The 2,219-nt window shown below is 41.6% G+C and carries 1 protein-coding gene; it reads right to left on the bottom strand.

Annotated features, from left to right (window positions below):
* Positions 1 to 167: 167 nt before the first annotated feature.
* A complete protein-coding gene (locus tag VN429_RS12410) occupies positions 168 to 2,075 on the bottom strand; it encodes a clostripain-related cysteine peptidase (protein WP_325633792.1) in 1,908 nt (635 codons plus the stop codon).
* Positions 2,076 to 2,219 lie beyond the last annotated feature (144 nt).

Raw genomic sequence — 2,219 nt, 5'->3', positions numbered from 1 at the left:
ATTCACCCCGGTGCTCTGTATACCCCTCGGATTCCAGATAAGATTCTTATTTCAAAGCTTTTTCTGGATAGATTATAAGTATCATAGGGGTCTGATTCTCAATAATCTTCACTCCGATGTCCTATAAGAACTCAAGAGAGAACTGCAAAAAAAGGGATTCGGAAAAGTCAGACTGTGAGATTTCCCTCCTGGCTTACCTTCCCATCATTGATCTCTATCTTATTGAGGTCTGTAACACTACCGTATCCATTTCCATAGTCTGCGTAAAGACCTGTAGCATAGATACCATCTGGGAGTTGAGAAGAAACCAGGCCAACTGTGCCTTCAACAGTAATATTTCCCAGATTTATCCAGTCTGACTCATTACTATCTGGATTAAAAAGTTCTGCATAGGTATCGATTTTGTCCCCCCTGGCAGGAACCATCGTTGCCCGGGATATCAAAACTTCACCAGTACTGTCGATAGTATATGGTCTGAATTCAAGATCTGTCTTCCCTGTTTCGGGATCAATGTAAGAATACAGATACATATTATCCTGGATACCATCATGAGTAACATTGACTTTTGATGAATATTCCTCAATTCCATCGTCAGTAGTATCCTCATAAAACATCCCCAGAAGAGCATATTTGTCTGATGCAGAACTGTCTTTCAGATAAAACCATGTACCGTCCCATTCTGGAATTGAATAGGTACCCTCTGTATCAGCAACTGCCGGGGTTTCACCAAGAGCAATGAGGTCATTTGTGTGTGGGTCGTATGCAAAATACTCTACCCATACTGATGCGGTTCCAGAAGGATCTGTTAACTCATAGGAATTAGTTCCTGTACTATTCAATTCCGGTTTTTCATTATCTGTTGATTGTTTAAGGAGAAAATCTTCAATAAAGGAGTCCCATCCAGGGGTTACCTTAACATTAACCCCGTTTTCAAGATATTGGTCATGGGAAATTCCCTGGGGATCCATAATAGAGAGCCCTCTTGCATCAGGTATGTACTTATCATGACGCTCATACAAAACCGCCTTGTTAATTGACTCATTTATACTTTCTCCAGCTTTATCTGCTCCTGGGACATGTGCCATCAGATACTGAACCAGTAAGGAGAGATCTACGCTCGTCCCCCCACCTGTTCCTGGTTCTTGTGCAAACTTTGTAGAATTTCGGTAGGCTTTTCCAATAACCCGAAATCCGGTGGTTTCTCCCATCACATGACTGAGCGATGTACCCAAGTCCTCAAGTTTATTCGCAATTTCAGGCATCATTTTTAGATCAAGGACTGATAGCGTCTTTCCGGAGTCCCCTGGTGCATCCACAAAAGAATCGACAATTGCCCTGCTTATATTAAGAGGATTTTCAGATGGATTCTGGGCAAGGCTCTTCATCCATTTGGCATACTCCCATCCTGATCCCGGCTCAACCTCTTCAGATCCAACGAAATATTTCCCGTATGGCGAAAGCCCGGTGGCAACTTCAAGTTCACTCATGAGACAAGCATCAAAGCCGATGACTTCAGGTGTGAATTTTGTTTCATTGAAAACTGATTCAATATCAGCAAGACTTTCCATATTTCCAGAATTTTCATCAGAGCCAAACCCTCCGTACCCGCCTCCATGATCCCAGAATATCAGGTAGGTATGATCAGCACTGTACCGCTCATTCACCCAATTAATGAAAGTCTTCAATCCTGTAGGAGATCCCATATCAATTGAAGGATCAGAGAAACTGCTGATACTTTCGTCACCGATAACATCATTTTGCAGATCTTTTCTTAACTGGTTGTAAGATGCGATTGTCATTCCTTTCCATCCGGTTTTATTCGCACCACCATAGGCAACCACGATTTCAAGATCTCCCGGAATGATATCCCCAACCCCGTTGTTTATCTGTTTTATGTTTTCAGTTCCTGCTCCATCTTCTGACTCAAGATCACTTCCAACCATGTATATCATGACAAGTGATTTGGTATGAGAGGGGGTTTCGTTTCCTGCCATCGATGTTTCTGCTGCTGATACAACCAGAAATGTCGAAAAAAGAACTGCTAATACAATGATAATCTCTCGTATGTGCCTCATGAATTCCTCCATTCACCCTAATGGTTTCATTGATTGATGAAGACCAATATGCATAATTTACGTTTAACCTAATTAATTCTCCCGGGTAAAAATGGAATTTTGAAAATTCCACATGGTGTATCAAAACCTAAAATAGGTGATAAT

Source organism: Methanospirillum sp., assembly GCF_035560735.1.
Lineage (GTDB): Archaea > Halobacteriota > Methanomicrobia > Methanomicrobiales > Methanospirillaceae > Methanospirillum.
The sequence above is the reverse complement of the archived record's forward strand: the minus strand, read 5'-3'. Positions and strand labels throughout refer to the sequence as shown.

Coding starts and splice junctions, on each gene's coding strand:
- VN429_RS12410 (WP_325633792.1), bottom strand. CDS start 2,075: ATGAGGCACATACGAGAGATTATCATTGTATTAGCAGTTCTTTTTTCG.